This is a genomic window from Dyella jiangningensis, from assembly GCF_003264855.1.
Lineage (GTDB): Bacteria > Pseudomonadota > Gammaproteobacteria > Xanthomonadales > Rhodanobacteraceae > Dyella > Dyella jiangningensis_C.
The window spans coordinates 1331684-1345749 of sequence record NZ_NFZS01000001.1; the positions used below are offsets into that span (position 1 = coordinate 1331684).

The 14066-nt window shown below is 65.9% G+C and carries 13 protein-coding genes; 1 reads left to right on the forward strand and 12 read right to left on the reverse strand.

From position 1 onward, the window contains the following. Positions 1-13: 13 nt before the first annotated feature. A complete protein-coding gene (locus CA260_RS05905) occupies positions 14-550 on the reverse strand; it encodes a TlpA family protein disulfide reductase (protein WP_111981435.1) in 537 nt (178 codons plus the stop codon). A gap of 283 nt (positions 551-833) precedes the next feature. Between CA260_RS05905 and CA260_RS05910 the strand changes: the two genes are divergently transcribed. After that, entirely contained in the window at positions 834-2267 is a 1434-nt protein-coding gene (locus CA260_RS05910) for an amino acid permease (protein ID WP_425479725.1), read from the forward strand. Positions 2268-2322: 55 nt separating this feature from the next. Here CA260_RS05910 and CA260_RS05915 read toward each other — a convergent pair whose 3' ends face one another. The 11 genes from CA260_RS05915 to uppS all read right to left on the reverse strand — a co-directional run bounded on the left by CA260_RS05915 (position 2323) and on the right by uppS (position 14065). Continuing rightward, complete coding sequence (locus CA260_RS05915) at positions 2323-2538, reverse strand: hypothetical protein (protein ID WP_111981437.1); 216 nt, start codon at positions 2536-2538, stop codon at positions 2323-2325. Between the two features lie 428 nt (positions 2539-2966). Next, the gene (gene rnhB / locus CA260_RS05920; protein ID WP_111981438.1) at positions 2967-3590 is read right to left on the reverse strand and encodes a ribonuclease HII; all 624 of its coding nucleotides are present in this window, start codon (positions 3588-3590) and stop codon (positions 2967-2969) included. A gap of 13 nt (positions 3591-3603) precedes the next feature. Beyond that, the gene (gene lpxB, locus CA260_RS05925; RefSeq protein ID WP_111981439.1) at positions 3604-4815 is read right to left on the reverse strand and encodes a lipid-A-disaccharide synthase; all 1212 of its coding nucleotides are present in this window, start codon (positions 4813-4815) and stop codon (positions 3604-3606) included. A gap of 76 nt (positions 4816-4891) precedes the next feature. After that, positions 4892-5665 carry an acyl-ACP--UDP-N-acetylglucosamine O-acyltransferase gene (gene lpxA / locus CA260_RS05930; protein WP_111983026.1) on the reverse strand — a complete coding sequence of 258 codons (774 nt, stop codon included), beginning with the start codon at positions 5663-5665 and terminating at the stop codon, positions 4892-4894. Continuing rightward, on the reverse strand, positions 5662-6135 hold the full coding sequence (gene fabZ, locus CA260_RS05935; RefSeq protein ID WP_111981440.1) for a 3-hydroxyacyl-ACP dehydratase FabZ: 474 nt from the start codon (positions 6133-6135) through the stop codon (positions 5662-5664). Before fabZ ends, lpxA begins: the two co-directional genes overlap by 4 nt. Continuing rightward, on the reverse strand, positions 6128-7156 hold the full coding sequence (gene lpxD, locus CA260_RS05940; RefSeq protein WP_111981441.1) for a UDP-3-O-(3-hydroxymyristoyl)glucosamine N-acyltransferase: 1029 nt from the start codon (positions 7154-7156) through the stop codon (positions 6128-6130). Before lpxD ends, fabZ begins: the two co-directional genes overlap by 8 nt. A 117-nt stretch (positions 7157-7273) precedes the next feature. Then, the gene (gene bamA, locus CA260_RS05945) at positions 7274-9736 is read right to left on the reverse strand and encodes an outer membrane protein assembly factor BamA (RefSeq protein WP_111981442.1); all 2463 of its coding nucleotides are present in this window, start codon (positions 9734-9736) and stop codon (positions 7274-7276) included. Positions 9737-9938: 202 nt separating this feature from the next. Beyond that, positions 9939-11285: an RIP metalloprotease RseP gene (rseP, locus tag CA260_RS05950; protein WP_111983027.1), complete on the reverse strand. Its 1347-nt coding sequence runs from the start codon at positions 11283-11285 to the stop codon at positions 9939-9941. 22 nt (positions 11286-11307) lie between these two features. Continuing rightward, positions 11308-12498, reverse strand: coding sequence for a 1-deoxy-D-xylulose-5-phosphate reductoisomerase (locus CA260_RS05955; RefSeq protein WP_111981443.1), 1191 nt, complete (start codon positions 12496-12498; stop codon positions 11308-11310). Beyond that, the gene (locus CA260_RS05960; RefSeq protein WP_111981444.1) at positions 12495-13313 is read right to left on the reverse strand and encodes a phosphatidate cytidylyltransferase; all 819 of its coding nucleotides are present in this window, start codon (positions 13311-13313) and stop codon (positions 12495-12497) included. Before CA260_RS05960 ends, CA260_RS05955 begins: the two co-directional genes overlap by 4 nt. Positions 13314-13321: 8 nt before the next feature. Then, positions 13322-14065 (reverse strand): polyprenyl diphosphate synthase, encoded by a 744-nt coding sequence (gene uppS, locus CA260_RS05965; RefSeq protein WP_111981445.1) that lies wholly within the window; start codon positions 14063-14065, stop codon positions 13322-13324. Between the last annotated feature and the right edge of the window lies 1 nt (position 14066).

Below are 14066 nucleotides of genomic sequence, written 5' to 3' on the forward strand. Positions count from 1 at the left end.
GGGCCGATTCGGCTCAGGGCGCGGCTGCCGCAGGCGCTTGCGGAGCCGGCTGCTTCAGCAGCTCGTCCACCTCGGCGAGGATCTGGTCCAGCATGCTTTCGTCGTAGCCGACGTATACGTCGTCGATGCGGCCATCGCGTCCGATGATCACCATGTGCGGAATGGTATTGACGCCGTAGGGCTTGGCGATGCGCTGGTCCTTGGCGTCGTAGGTCAGGATGACATCGAGGCTTCGCCAGTTGTGGCGGGCCTTCTTGAACGCCTCCAGATCGTCGTTGTGGCTGACGCCGACGATGGCGAGATCGTTCGATCCCTTCATCTTCTGCAGCGCGGCGAGCACGGGCAGCTCCTTCATGCAGTAGCCGCACCAGGTGGCCCAGAACGTCACGATGACGACCTTGCCGCGCAGATCGGACACGTGCAGATCATGGCCGTTGCGATCGCGACCGAGGAAATCGGGCGGTACATCGCCGGGCCCGGGCCGGGCCTGGCAGACGGTAACGAGCATGAGCGCGAGCATGGCCAGCGCGAGTTGCGCGATGCGTTTCATGAGAAATCCCCCTGGAACCAGCTTAGCGGATCCAGGCAGGCAGCAGACGTGAACCGGTGGCTGACCGTCCCAGGCTGGTCCCGCGACGCGGCCAGCATGTCTGCCACCTCATGGCGGTTGAGTCCAGAGCTCCGACGTGACAGCGCGGGTGATCAATGGCATCGCGACCGGATCATCGTTCCGGACTTCTGGCGGTTGCGGGCGACCGCCGCGACTGGCATGGTTCAGGACTTTTCACGCAAGGACGGCGGCCGTGTCGGGCCTCCGAGGGCACTCCATGTCACTGATCCGCTCCCTGTTTTCGGTCAAGCCCATCGAGGCGTCGCTTTCGGCTGGCGACAACCTCCGTCGCACGCTCGGTCTCAAGGACCTGGTCGTGCTGGGCGTGGGCGCGGTGATCGGTGCGGGCATCTTCGTGATCACGGGGCAGGCGGCCGCGGAACATGCCGGCCCTGCGCTCACGCTTTCCTTCGTGCTGGCCGGCCTGGCCGCCGCGCTGGCGGCGCTCAGCTACGCCGAATTCGCCGCCATGCTGCCGGTGTCGGGCAGCGCCTATGTGTACGCCTATGCCACCTTCGGCGAACTGCTGGCCTGGTTCATCGGCTGGAACGTGGTGGCCGAGTACCTGCTGGCGGTGTCGTCGGTGGCGGTGGGCTGGTCCGGTTACGGCGTCGGCCTGCTGCACAGCATGGGCATCGACATCCCGTCGGTCCTGGCCAATGCGCCGCTGTCGTTCCGGGACGGCCATTTCGTGATGACCGGCGCCTGGATCAACCTGCCGGCCCTGCTGGTGGTCGCGGCGATCACCGCGCTGCTCTACGTGGGTACCCGCCAGTCGACGGTGTTCGCCAGCTTCGTGGTGGTGCTTAAGGTGCTGGTGGTGGTGTTGTTCGTGGTGTTCGGCCTGCAGTACGTCGATCCGTCGCTGTGGCATCCCTACGTGCCGGCGAACCAGGGCGGGGACCACTACGGCTGGGCCGGCGTGTTCCGTGCGGCCACCAGCGTGTTCTACGCCTACATCGGCTTCGATGCGGTGGCCACCGCGGCGCAGGAAACCCGCAACCCGCAGCAGAACGTGCCGGCCGGCATCCTCATCTCGCTGGCGATCTGCACCGTGCTCTACATCATCGTCGCGGCCGTGCTCACGGGCCTGGTCCCCTATCCGCAGTTGGCCACCGCAGAGCCGGTGGCGACCGCGCTGGCCGCACACCCGGCGCTGGCATGGCTCAAGCTGCTGACCCAGGTGGGCGCGGTCGCCGGCCTCACTTCGGTCATCCTGGTGATGCACATGGGCCTGGCGCGCATCCTCTACACCATGGCCGGCGATGGCCTGTTGCCGCGCATGTTCGGTGCCGTACACGAGCGTTTCCGCACGCCGCATCGCACGACCCTGCTGGTGGGCCTCGTGGGCGGCGTGCTGGCGGCGGTATTCCCGCTCAGCCTGCTGGGCGACCTGCTGTCGATGGGCACTCTATTGGCCTTCGCCACGGTGTGCATCGGCGTGCTGGTGCTGCGCCGCACGCATCCAGAACTGCCGCGTGGCTTCCGCGTGCCGGCTGCGCCGGTCGTATGCTCGCTGGGCGTCGTGGTCTGCCTGTTCCTGCTGGCTCAGATGAACGCGGGCAACTGGCTGTTGCTCGCGACGTGGACGGCGATCGGCATGCTGATCTACGTCGGCTACGGCTACCGGCACAGCCTGCTGCGCGGCCGCCGCTGAGGCCGGCCCGGGACGACGGCACGCCCAACGGTGCCGCCGTCGGTCAGGTTCTCGATCAGCCTGAGATGTGGAAGCGCCCGTCGCCTAGCGGCCCTTCGATGTAGTGGTCGAAGCGGCGTACCGACAGCGGATGCCGGTCGTAGTCCATATGCCGGTCTGTCGCGTCTACGATGGCCGCGAGCTGCTCGAGGGAAAACAGCTCCGGCGTTGCTTCGGTCGAATGGTCGTCCGGCTGCGGGGAATAGCCGTGCGGGCGGTTGGGAAGCGTCATGGCACCACTCCTGCGGTCTAATGCACGCGATGATTTGCAGGCCGCACGGTATGGAGGCCATGCGGGTCGACCCATGCATCCATGCCTTGGAGGAAGTGCGCCGTGCCGCGGAATCGTGCGTGCCGGTGTTTCGCCGTGGGCTCTACCTGTAGCGGCCCGGTGACTTCGTTTCCTGTATCCGTTCGGATGCGGCAGCGGCGGAAAAGGTTGCCTGACGGGGAATGCCGGCCCGGCGCCCGGGATCGATTTCGCCGCTGTCTTTTTCGGCTTTGCGCAAGTCGCGTCGCAGGTCGCGGCCTCGTGCGAAGTCGACTGTATGCTAGCTCCGTTGCACGCGCATGACGTGGCCCATAGGGCATGCTCGCGCACGCGCTTCTTGGCCTCCTTGATGCTTGGGATGGCGTCCGTTTGGACGTCCAATCACGCGCTCAGAACAGTACGCCCTGGTCCACGAGGATCTTCACCGGCGCGAAACTGCGGCGGTGCTGGGGGCAGGGGCCGAGCCGCTTGAGCGCGTCGAGATGGAAGGGCGTGCCATAGCCCTTGTGCTCGGCGAAACCGTAGCCGGGATACTCGCGATCGAGTTCGATCATCCAGCGATCGCGGCTCACCTTGGCGAGGATCGACGCGGCGCTGATGGCCGGTTCCAGCGCATCGCCGCCAATGATGGCGCGACCGGCGCAGGGCAGTTCGCGCGGCAGGGCGTTGCCGTCGATCCAGGCCTCGTGCGCGGAAGGATTGAGACCGGCCAGCGCGCGGCACATTCCGGTCATGGTGGCCTGGAAGATGTTGATGCGATCGATCTCATCGGCCGTGACCAGCACGATGCAATAGGCCAGCGCGCGATCCACGATCTTCTCGTAGAGCGCCTCGCGCTTGGCTTCGGTGAGCTTCTTCGAATCGTCCAGGCCGCGGATCTTCGGGCGGGAGGGATCGAGGATGACGGCGGCAACCGCGACCGGGCCCGCCAGCGGACCACGCCCGGCTTCATCCACGCCGGCGATGAGACGGATGACCGTTTCGGTAGTCGCGACCGACGACGGCGCGTCCATCTTCAACTTGGAGCTAGCCACGTCCGGCCTCCACCAGTTCCGCCACGGCATCGGCCGCCATGTCGCCTGCCTGTCCTTCCAGGTCACCACGCAGGGCGCGATGCAACTGTTCGAACGCGGTCACGATCGCGCCGCGACGCTCGCTGTCCTGGAACAGCGACAGCGTGGCTTCGGCGAGCTTGTCGGGGGTGAAATCGTCCTGCATCAGTTCCGGGACGAGCACGGCCTTGTCGCCCATGCCAGCCGCGCGCGCGAGGATGTTGGGCAGCGAATAGACGTCCGTCTTCAGCATGTTGAGCATGCGTGCGATGCGATAGCTCACCGGCGAGACCCGATAACCTACCACCATCGGCCGCTTCGCCAGCATGGCTTCCAACGCCGCCGTGCCCGAGGCCAGCAGGACGACGTCCGCGGCCAGCATCGCCTCATGGGCATGGCCGTCCAGCAACAGCGGCGCGTCGTCGCCCTGGGCGTCGCCCAACAGGGCCTTCAGCGTCGCGTGCACGCGTTCGTTCGCGGCCGGCACGATGACGCGCAGGCCGGGCAGGGTGGCGGCGACCTTGCCGGCCGCCTCGATGAAGCTGCGGCCCAGCCGCTCGATTTCCGATGCGCGGCTGCCAGGCAGTACGGCCAGTACCGGCACGTTGTGCGGCAGCTGCAGGAAATCACGCGCGCCTGCGCGGTCGGAGACCATCGCAAAGCGGTCCGCGAGCGGATGCCCGACGAAGCGGGCATCCACGCCGTGCCTGGCATAGATCGGCGGCTCCATCGGAAACAGGCACAACACACGATCCGCGCTACGGCCGATCTTTTCCGCACGCTTCTCGCGCCATGCCCACACCGACGGGCTGACGTAGTGCACGGTACGAAGGCCCGCCTCGCGGAGGCGCTTCTCCACGCCGAGGTTGAAATCGGGTGCGTCGATGCCGATCACCACGGCGGGCTTCGCATCGACCAGCCGCGCGACCAGTTGCTTGCGCAGGCGCAGCAGGCGCGGCAGGTGCGAGATCACCTCGACGAAGCCGAACAGCGACAGTTCCTTGATGTCGTACCAGGAATCGAACCCGACCGCCTGCATGCGCGCGCCGCCGATGCCGACGAAGCGCGCCTGGGGATAGCGGCGGCGCAGCGCGGTGACGAGGTCGGCACCGAGCTGATCGCCGGAGTCTTCGCCGGCGCTGATGGCAATGAGGGGAGCCAGGTTTGCGGTATCAGTGGGAGTCATGGCTTATGAAAAACGACAACAGCAAACCCCCGTGCCTCAATGCGTATACGAGCGAAGCTCATATACGCGACTCATGTCAGCGCGCCAGCGAGCGCTCGCTGCGATCGAGGAACTCCAGCATGGCGCGCACGTCTTCGCTGTCGGCGGCCTGTGCCACCAGTTGTTCGCGGGCATCGGACAGGGTAAGGCCGGCCATGTAGAGCGTGCGGTAGGCACGCTTGATCGCGGAGATGCGCGACGCGTCGAAACCGCGGCGCTTGAGGCCTTCGCTGTTGATGCCGCGCGGACGGCCGCGCTGCTCGTTGGCCATCATCACGAACGGCGGCACGTCCGAACCCAGCAGGCAGCCCATGCCGATGAACGCATGCGCGCCCACCTTGCAGAACTGGTGCGCGCCGGAGAAACCGGCCATCACCACCCAGTCGCCGACTTCGACGTGGCCGGCCAGCGCCGAGTAGTTGGAGAAAACCGTGTTGTTGCCGATCTGGCAGTCGTGCGCGACATGCACGTAAGCGAGCAACCAGTTGTCGTTGCCGATGCGCGTAACGCCGCCGCCATCGCCCGTGCCACGATTGATCGTGACGAACTCGCGGATCTGGTTGCGATCGCCGATCACCAGTTCGGTGCGCTCGCCCTGGAACTTCTTGTCCTGCGGCGCGCCGCCCAGCGAGGCGAACTGGCTGATGCGATTGTCGCGGCCGATGCGGGTCGGACCCTCGATCACCACGTGCGGTCCGATCACCGTGCCTTCGCCGATATGCACATCGGCACCGATCACGCTGAATGCGCCGATGGTGACGTTGCTGGCGATGACGGCCGACGGATCGATCTGCGCGGTGGCGTGGATCATTTCTCCGACCTCGCGGCGCACATCAGCTCGCAGCTCGCCACTTCCTTGTCACCCACCACGGTGCGCGCCTCGAACAGGCCCATGCTGCGCAGCAGGCGCTTGAGCGTCACTTCCAGGCGCAGCTGGTCGCCCGGCACCACCGGCGCGTTGAAGCGCGCGTTGTCGACCTTGGCGAGATAGAACAGCGGGCTGCCGGTGTTGCCCTTGAGGCGGCTGGAAATCTGCGTGAGCAGGCCGGCGGCCTGGGCCATGGCTTCCACGATCAGCACGCCGGGCATCACCGGGTGGCCGGGGAAGTGGCCCTGGAAGAACGGCTCGTTGATGGTCACGTTCTTGAGGGCCACCACGCTCTTGTCGGGCACGAGCTCGATCACGCGGTCGACCAGCAGGAATGGGTAGCGGTGCGGCAGCAGCTGCTGGATATGTTCCACAGTCACAGGAAGGTGGAAAGGCACGGTGAGGTCACTCATTGTTGCTGTCCTTCTCCAGCGCCGAGAGCCGGCGCGCGTATTCGTCGAGATGCTTGAATCGGGCCGCATTGCGGCGCCACAGTCGGTTTTCCTGCAGCGGGACGCCCGAAGAATATTCACCGGGCTCGCGTATGGAGTGCGTGACCAGGCTCTTGGCGGTAATGGTAACCCGGTCGGCCACTTCCAGATGACCCAGCACGCCGGCATTGCCGCCGATCATGCAGTAGCGGCCGATCTTGGCGCTGCCGGCCACGGCGGCGCAGCCGGCCAGGGCGGTATGCGCGCCGATGGTCACGTTATGGGCGATCTGGATCTGGTTGTCCAGGCGCACGTCCTCTTCCAGCACGGTGTCGTCCAGCGCGCCACGATCGATGGTGGTATTGGCGCCGATCTCGCAGTCGTCGCCGATGCGCACGCCGCCGAGCTGGGGCAGCTTGATCCAATGGTCGCGATCGAAGGCAAGGCCGAAGCCGTCCGAACCGATCACCGCGCCCGGATGCACCAGCACGCGTTTGCCCACGGTGACGCGGATCACCAATGTCACGCGGGCTACCAGGCGCGATTGCGCGCCGACCGTGCAGTCCGGTCCGATGATGCAATGGGGCCCGAGGATCGCGCCGTCTTCCACCACCGCACCATCCTCGATCACGCAACCGGGCCCGATGCTGGCGGTCGGCGCGACGCGTGCGTTGGGCGATACCACCGCGGTGGGATGAATGCCTTGCGGCGAGGCAGGCAGGCGTTCGAACAGCGCTGCGATCTTGGCGTAGGCCACGTAGGGGTCACGCGCCACGAGCGCGGCGACGGGACTGTCGGCAACGTTCTCCTCGCGCATGACCACCACGCCCGCGCGCGTGGACGCAAGCTGCGAGGCGTACTTGCTGTTCGAAAGGAAGCTGAGCTGGCTCGGACCCGCGCCCGCCAAGGTGCCCACGCCATCGATGACGCGCTCGCCGTCGCCATGAAAGGCGAGGCCGAAGCGTTCGGCCAGCTCGGACACGGTGGTTTTGAAGACGCTCATGCTTGGCTCCCTGCAATCGGGCCATTGTAGGAGGAGGCGCCACCGGGCGCATGAAAAAAAGAAAGCGCGGCAGGGCCGCGCCTTCTTTCCGTGGGCTGTTCCAGCCCGGCTACGCCATCAGAACTGGCTGCCGAAGGTGAACTGGATGCGCTCCTCGTAATGGTTGTCCGCCTGCTGGGTGCGCAGCGGCACCGCGAAGTTGATGATCAGCGGGCCGATCGGCGCCTGCCAGTGCAGCGAGATACCGGTCGAGGCGCGCAGTTCGCTCGCCTTGAAGCTCTGGTAGTCCTGGTACACGTTGCCGACGTCGACGAACCACGACACGCGGGCCGTGTTGATGTCCTTGAGGAACGGCAGCGGCAGGTACAGCTCGGCCGTGCCCAGCACCTTGAACGCGCCGCCGATCGGCTGTGCGTAGGAGTAGTAGCCGCCGGTACAGGTGCCGTCCTTGTTGGGCTGGATCGGAGAACCGTCGGCGTTCGTGCCGGTACACACGCGGGGGCCCAGGGTGTTGTCCTGGAAGCCGCGCACGTCACGCACACCGCCGGAGTAGTAGTTCTCCCAGAACGGGAAGGTGACCGGGTCGCCCGCCTTGTAGCTGGTGCCGCCGTTGTAGTCGAACGTCTGGCCGTAGGCCTTGCCGTAACCGACCTGGCCGTCCAGGTACAGCACGAAACCCTTGCCGATCGGCCAGTAGTGGTTCGCCTCGCCGAAGATCTTGTAGTACTGCACGGTGGAGCCCGGCAGCGCGATGTCGGTCGACAGCGAGATCAGGCCGCCGCGCGTCGGCGCCCAGTAACCGTTGCGGGTGTCGTGGGTCCAGCCGATGGTCGCGTCCCAGGTATGGATGGTCTTGTGACCGATCGCATTCTGGTAGTCGATCATGATCTGCGGCGAGTAGTTCACCGTCGTCGTCTGACCGGTGGGATTGCCGTTCGCGTCAAACGTCTGGTACTCGTAGGCGAGGTTGATCTTGTTGCTGCTGATGCCCAGGCCGGTGCGGATGTTGTCCGTTTCCGAGATCGGGAAGCTGAGGAAGCTCGAGAACGACTTCATCGAACTTTCGTAGTTCACGAAGTCACTGTTGGTGTCGGCGTAATTGCTCTTGGTGAAGCCAGCGTTGTAACCGATGCCCACGCCGCTGTCGGTGAGGTACGGGTTGAAGTAGCTCGCGTTGACCGAGGTGGAGTAGTCGCTGCGCGACGCGCCCACGGTGAAGCTGTCACCGGTGCCGAGGAAGTTGTTCTGCGACACCGATGCGGACAGGATGATGCCCGAGTACTGCGAGTAGCCCACGCCGAACATCAGGCTGCCGGCGGACTGTTCTTCCACCTTCGCGGTCAGGTCGACCTGGTCCTCGGTGCCGGGCACCAGGGCCTTGTCGATGTTGACGGTCTTGAAGTAGCCCAGGCGCTGCAGGCGGATCTTCGAACGGTCGATCGCCGGCTGCGAGAACCAGCTGCCTTCCAGCTGGCGCATTTCGCGGCGCATCACGTCGTCTTCCGTGCGGGTGTTGCCCTGGAAGATCACGCGACGCACGTACACGCGCTTGCCCGGCTCGATGTAGAGCGTGAGGTCGACGGTGCGCTTGTCCTTGTCCAGCTTCGGCACCGGCGTCACCTTGGCGAACGCGTAGCCGATGCTGGCGAGGATGCTCTTGATCGAGTTGGTGCTGGCCTCGATCGCCTTGCGGTTGAAGGTGTCGCCCTTCTTCACGTACACCAGCTGCTTGAGCGAATCCTCGGGGAGGATCAGCTCACCGAGCAGATGCACCTCGGAGATGGTGTAGATGTCGCCTTCCTTCACGCTGGCGGCGATGTACATCGTGCGCTTGTCCGGCGCGATGGTCACCTGCGTGGAGTCGACGCCGAAGTCGGCGTAGCCGCGGTCCATGTAGTAGGACTGCAGCTTCTCGAGGTCGCCCGAAAGCTTCTCGCGCGAATACTGGTCGTCCTTGGAATACCAGGACATCCAGTTCGACGTGTCCGACTCGAAACCCTTGCGGATTTCCTTGTCGGTGAACGCCTTGTTGCCGACGATGTTGATTTCCTTGATCTTCGCGACCTTGCCTTCGCGGATCTCGATATCGATGGCGACACGGTTGCGATCGAGGTTGGTCACGTGCGGCTCGACCGACACGTTGTACTTGCCGCGGTTGTAGTACTGGCGCACCAGTTCCTGCTGCACGCGATCCAGCGACAGGCGGTCGAAGGTTTCGCCTTCGGACAGGCCGATCTCCTTCAGGCCCTTGCGCAGGTCGTCTTCCTTGATGTCCTTGTTGCCGCGGATGTTGAGCTTGGCGATGGACGGGCGCTCCACCACCTTGATGACCATGATGTCGCCTTCGCGATCGACTTCCACGTCGCTGAAGAACTTGGTCTGGTACAGGGCGCGAATGGCGCGCTGCGCGCTGTCGTTGGTGAGTCGGTCGCCCCGGTTGACGGGCAGGTAGTTGAGCACCGTGCCCTGGGAGATGCGGCTGAGGCCGTCGATACGAATATCGGAAACGACGAACGGCTCGAAGGCGAGTGCGTTGGCGGACAGTGAGGCAAGCAAGATCAGGGCGGCGATACGCTTCATCGTCGATTCCGTTGTTTTTTATTCCGATGAGGCGGCCTGGACCGCCCGATCAATGCGTGAAGCCAGGACGAGCCCAGCCTTGAATGGGTGCTTGCATCTTCCCCGGATGCGGCGGGTCAACCATCGCGCCATACCGGCGGCTCGCGCCGCAGGTACGCCTTGCCCTCGGACACGGCGCGACTCCCAGCAAGGTCAGCGCGCGTCACGAAGGCAGGAAGCGATGGATGTCGTTGTAGAAAGCCAGTCCCATCAACGTAAACAGCAGGATCAGGCCGACATACTGACCGGCCATCATTGCGCGTTCGCTTAAGGGGCTGCCCTTGACCAACTCGATAAGGTAATACAGCAGGTGACCCCCGTCCAAGACGGGGATGGGCATCAGGTTGAGCACGGCGAGGCTGAGCGACACCAGCGCCAGGAATTCGATGAACCAGGTGGCGCCCATGCTGGCGGAGGCATTGGCCACCTGGGCGATGCCGATCACGCCGGAGAGGTTCTTGGTGGAGGCCTGGCCGCTGACCATCTTGCCGATCATGTTGAAGATCGACATGGCGCGGTCCCAGGTAGTGCTCAGGGAGGCGCCGAGGGCCTTGACCGGTCCATAGCGCACCAGCGCTTCCTCAGGCTGCGGTGGCCGGATGCCGATCAGCCACTGCGGGGGACGCCCTTCGTAGGACTTCTTGACCGCCGTGACGGTCAGCGTCATGGGCTTGCCGGCCCGCTCGATGGCGATGGTCAGCCTGGGCGACTTGGCCGCTTCATCTTTCACCAGGTTGCCGAAGACGTCGAAGTCGGCCACTGGCTGTCCGTTGACGCTGACCAGCCGATCGCCGCCGCGCATGCCGGCGGTCTGCGCCGGATCGCCCTCGGTGACGATGGCTGCGACGGCCGGCAGCGGCGCGGGTCTCAGGCCCAGCTTGTCCAGATACTGGTCGATACCCTGGCCGGCCGGCAGTTCCTGCAGCGGCAGCACGACATGGCGTTCGGCGCCGTCGGTGCCGCGCACATCCATCGGCAGCGGCTCGCGACCAAGCATGGCGTTGGCCACGGCCTCCAGGGAGTCGCTCCACGTCGCGACGGCCTTGCCGTCGATGCGCAGCACGCGGTCGCCCGGGTGGATGCCGGCCTGCGCGGCCATGCTCTGCGGCGCGGCAGTGACCAGCGGGGCGATGTCCGGCTTGCCCAGCATGAACATCAGCCAGAACGCCACCACGGTAAAGATGAGATTGAAAGCGGGACCTGCAGCGACGATCGCGATGCGCTGCCAGACGGGCTTGCCGGTGAACTCCTGGCCGGCGAGCGCGGGATCGACCTCGCCTTCGCGGGCGTCGAGCATCTTCACGTAGCCGCCCAGCGGAATCACGGCGACCTGATACTCGGTGCCGTCCTTGCCGATGCGCTTCCAGATGGCCCTGCCGAAGCCCACCGAGAAACGGAGCACCTTCACGCCGCAGCGGCGGGCGACCCAGTAGTGGCCGAATTCGTGAAAGGTCACCAGCACGCCAAGCGTGACCAGCAACCAAAACACGGATCCAAGAAGAGTATTCATCGGCAAGAGCTTATCAGGCTTGTCAGCAGGCGTTGCGGAGAACGCGGCGGGCAGCCTCGCGGGCCGCACGGTCGCGTTCATTCAGGGTCTGCACATCGACCACAGCTTGAGACGGCAGTTCCGCAAGAACGCTCTCGACGAGATCGGCGATGCCGAGGAAGGACAGTCCGCCGCCCAGGAACGCATCCACCGCCACCTCGTTAGCTGCATTGAGGATGGCTGGCGCGTCGCCGCCGGCGCGCAAGGCCTGGAAGGCCAGGGCGAGGCAGCGGAAGGTGCCCAGATCGGGCTGTTCGAACGCCAGCGGCGCCGAGGTGGCGAGATCGAGCGGTGACACGCCGGCCTCCACGCGCGCCGGCCAGGCCAGTGCGTGCGCGATGGCGGTGCGCATGTCGGGGTTGCCCAGCTGCGCGAGCACCGAACCGTCCACGTACTCCACCATCGAATGCACCAGGCTTTGCGGGTGCACCAGCACGTCGATGGTGTCCGGCGTGGCGCCGAACAGGTGATGTGCCTCGATCACCTCGAGGCCCTTGTTCATCAGCGTCGCCGAATCCACCGAAATCTTGCGGCCCATCACCCAGTTCGGATGCTTGCAGGCCTGTTCCGGGGTCACGCCGGCGAGCTCGGCGCGCTTGCGGCCGCGGAACGGGCCGCCGGAAGCGGTGAGGATCAGTCGGCGTACGCCGTTGCCCTTCAGGTCCGGACGGCCACCCGGCAGGCACTGGAAGATGGCGTTGTGTTCGGAATCCACCGGAATGAGGTCGCCGTCGCCGGCCGCCAGGGCCTCCAGCAGCAGCGGCCCGGCCATCACGATGGATTCCTTGTTCGCGAGCAACAGGCGCTTGCCGGTACGTGCGGCGGCCAGCGTGGAGTCGAGCCCCGCGGCGCCGACGATGGCCGCGACCACCGTGTCGCACAACGTACCCGATACCGCCGCGGTGATCGCGTCGTGGCCGCTGGCGATATCGCAACGCACGCCGGCGGTGGCGAGCCGGCGGGCGAGTTCGCCTTCCAGCGCAGCGTCAGCAATGACGGCGAGGTCCGGGCGATGCCGGACGCAAAGTTCCGCAAGCGCGGCGACATTGCTGTGCGCCGTCAGCACGCTGGCGCGGAAGCGCTCAGGGTGGCGCGCGATCACGTCGAGCGTGTTGCCGCCGATCGAGCCGGTGGCGCCCAGGACGGCGACGTGACGAAGCGTGGGACTGCTCATAGGCCCAGCAGAAGCTTGCCTGCAGCGAATACGGGCAGGGCGGCGAATACGCTGTCGAGGCGATCGAGCAGGCCGCCATGGCCCGGGAAGAGGTTGCCCGAATCCTTCACGGCGGCGTGGCGCTTCATCAGGCTCTCCAGCAGGTCGCCGACGATAGACGCAACCACGGTCAGCACCGACAGCACCAGCAGGCCGACCAGCTTGCCACCCGTGACCCCGAGCATCAGCCCGCCGACCACGGTAACCAGCGCTCCGGCCACGAAGGCGCCATACACGCCGGCCCAGGTCTTGCCCGGGCTGATGGTCGGGGCAAGCTTGCGGCGGCCGAACTGGCGGCCGCTGAAATAGGCGCCGATGTCGGCAGCCCAGACGATGAAGAGCGCGAGCAGGGTCCACCAATGGCCGTGCTCACCGGTGCCGTGGATGGAGACCACCGCGACCCAGGCCGGCACGATCACCAGCAGGCCCGCGCCCAGCTTCATCAGGCAGTTCTCGCGCGTGGGCGCGGCGGCGAAGGCGAAGTGGCGCAGCCACTGGCCGACCACGATCCACCAGGCGACGCCGATGCCGATCACCAGCGGCCACCATGCGCTGCCGCGCGCGTACCAGCACAGCGCGAACACGATGGCCGTCAGCACGAGCAGGCCGACGCGCGGCGCGGTCTCCTTGAGGCCCGACAGCCGGGTCCATTCCCACATGGCCGCCAGGAATGCGATGACGACGATCGGCGCGAACAGCCAGGTCGGCGTCAGTAGGATCAGTGCGATCACCAACGGAGCGAGCAGCAAGGCGGTGAGGGTGCGCTGAAGCAGCATGCGGGTCCTTAGTTGGCCTGGCGGGCGACTTGTTCGCCGGTCTTGCCGAAGCGTCGTTCGCGGCGGGCGTAATCGTCGATGGCGTCCTTGAGGGACGCCTGGTCGAAGTCTGGCCACAGGGTATCGGTGAAATGCAGTTCGGCGTAAGCCAGCTGCCACAACAGGAAGTTGCTGACGCGGTATTCGCCGCCGGTGCGGATGAACAGGTCCAGCGGCGGCAGTTCTGCCAGGCACATCCAATGGCCCAGCAATGCTTCGTCGATCTCGTCGGCGCGCAGCTCGCCGCGCGACACCGCTTCGGCGGCCTTGCGCGCCGCCTGCACGATGTCCCAGCGACCGCCGTAGTTCACCGCGATGTTCAGATGCAGCGCATCATTGGCCGCCGTGCGCGTCATCGCGCCGGTCATGCGTTGCCGCAGGCCGGCGTCGAAGGCGTTGAGGTCGCCGACGAAGCGGATGCGCACGCCATTGCCGTGCAGCTCGTCCACTTCCTTGTCGAGCGCGCGCACGAACAGTTCCATCAACGCGCCGACCTCTTCCTCCGGACGCTTCCAGTTCTCGCTGGAAAACGCGAAGAGGGTGAGTACCTTCACGCCCTGGCGCAGGCAGCCCTCGACCACGTTGCGCACGGCCTTGCGGCCCGCGTTGTGGCCGAAGGTGCGCGGCCGATGCCGGAGCTTTGCCCAGCGGCCGTTGCCATCCATCACGATGGCGATGTGGCGCGGTATTCGCGCGGAGTCGGCGCTGGTCATG